The organism is Mesorhizobium intechi (genome assembly GCF_002879535.1).
GTDB classification, from domain to species: Bacteria; Pseudomonadota; Alphaproteobacteria; order Rhizobiales; family Rhizobiaceae; genus Mesorhizobium; species Mesorhizobium intechi.
The window spans coordinates 1-1,817 of sequence record NZ_PNOT02000383.1; the positions used below are offsets into that span (position 1 = coordinate 1).

The following is a 1,817-nucleotide window of genomic DNA, read 5'->3' on the forward strand; positions in this document are numbered from 1 at the left end:
CGCAATGCGCGGCGATCGCCCTGCGCAGGCCAGCCAGCCCCAGCGTGTCGGTGTAGCCGATGCGGCCGACCCGCAAGGCTTCGGCCGCGGCGGCGCGAACCCGCGCGGGCGCCGGGTCGGACGGCTGGCCGATCGCCATGGAGATCACCGGCACACCTTGCGCCTTCAGCCGGTTCGCTTCGGCCAGCACATCCATGGCGTGGAATGGCTCGACATTGCCACGGCGTGAAAGTGAAACGACCATTTTATCCCTATCCCGACGGTTTGGCGCGCCACGCCCCGAATACATGCGCCGCACAAATGCCCGATTGATGTGAGGATCACAAGTTGAGGAAGTTTTCGGTGCCGACTTTTCATCTTTCGCCCGCTCGTCTACCAGTGGACACGTCATGTTGAGCCGACCCAGATCGACGATTGTCAGGATTGCGCGTGTTTTCACGACGCTTTCGCTCGGCCTTGCCGTTGGAGTGGCAAGTTCGGTCACCGCCTTCGCTCAGAGTGTTCCGGTGGTCCGCGATGCCGAGATCGAGGCTTTGGTGCGCGACTATGCGCGGCCGATCTTCAAGGCGGCAGGGCTGGCGAATGACGGCATCGACATCGTTCTGGTCAATGATCCCAGCTTCAACGCTTTCGTCACCGGGCGACGGCTCTTCATCAACACCGGCGCGCTGATGACGGCGGAAACACCCAACGAGATCATCGGCGTCATCGCGCACGAGGCCGGCCATATCGCAGGCGGCCACCAGCAGAAACTGCGTGACCAGCTCGAGCGCGCCAAGACGATGGCCATCATTGCGACCTTGCTAGGCGCGGGCGCGATGGTCGCGGGCGCGACCACCAACAGCCGCGGCCTTGCCGGCGCCGGCATGGGCGTGGCCGCCGGTGGCGGCGAGATGGCACAGCGCAGCATCCTCGCCTACCAGCGCACCGAGGAGATAACGGCCGACCGCTCCGCCATCACCTATCTCAACGCCACCGGCCAGTCCGGCATGGGCATGCTGAAGACGTTCCGCCGCTTCCAGACCGCGCTGTCGCTTTCGGGTGCGCAGGTCGATCCATATCGGATCAGCCATCCGATGCCGCAGGAGCGCATCGCCAATCTCGAGGTGCTGGTGAAGCAGAGCCCCGATGTCGACAAGCTCGACCCGCCGGCGCTGCAGCAGCGCCATGACATGATGCGGGCGAAGATCGCCGTCTACATGGGAGGCCAGGCCACCGCCGCGCGACTGATGCAAAAAATGAGAGGCAGCCTCGCCGCGCAGTATGGCGACGCCCAATCGACCTATCTTTACGGCGACATCGCCGGCGCACTCGCCAAGGCCAATGCCCTGATCAAGGCGCAGCCGAAGAATGCCTATTTCCAGGAGTTGCGCGGCGATATCCTGATGAAGGCCAACAAGCCCAAGGATGCGGCGGAAGCCTACGCCAAGGCGGTCAGCCTCGATCCGGCGCGGTCGGGCTTGCTGCCTGTCTCGCTCGGCCAAGCGCTGATGGCGGTCGGCACGCCTGACTCGCTGAAGAAGGCCGTCGTGCAGATCAACAATGGCCTGGGACGCGACAAGGAAAATTCCATCGGCTATCGCTACCTGGCGCAGGCTTACGGCGAGTTGGGTGACATACCGGGCGCTGAGCTTGCCACGGCGGAAGGCCATTTCTACTCCGGTAACTATAAGGATGCGAAGATCTTCGCCATGCGGGCGCAGCAGCAGATGAAGCGCGGCGAGCCGCGCTGGATACGCGCCCAGGACATCATAAACTACAAATCGTCAAACAAGATCTAGTGAACCTTCCGGTCACGCACTGCTACACAGCCGGAC

Annotated in this window: 1 protein-coding gene and 1 pseudogene; one reads left to right on the forward strand and one right to left on the reverse strand. The window is 63.5% G+C overall.

Features of this window, described 5'->3' with window-relative positions; all coding sequences use genetic code 11:
• Window positions 1–244, reverse strand: a pseudogene (locus tag C1D09_RS32110) (pyridoxal phosphate-dependent aminotransferase); the annotation flags it as partial.
• Window positions 245–389: 145 nt separating this feature from the next.
• On the opposite strand from C1D09_RS32110, the gene C1D09_RS32115 reads away from it, so the two are divergent.
• The gene (locus C1D09_RS32115) at window positions 390–1,781 is read left to right on the forward strand and encodes a tetratricopeptide repeat protein (RefSeq protein ID WP_143977939.1); all 1,392 of its coding nucleotides are present in this window, start codon (window positions 390–392) and stop codon (window positions 1,779–1,781) included.
• The last annotated feature ends 36 nt before the right edge of the window (window positions 1,782–1,817 follow it).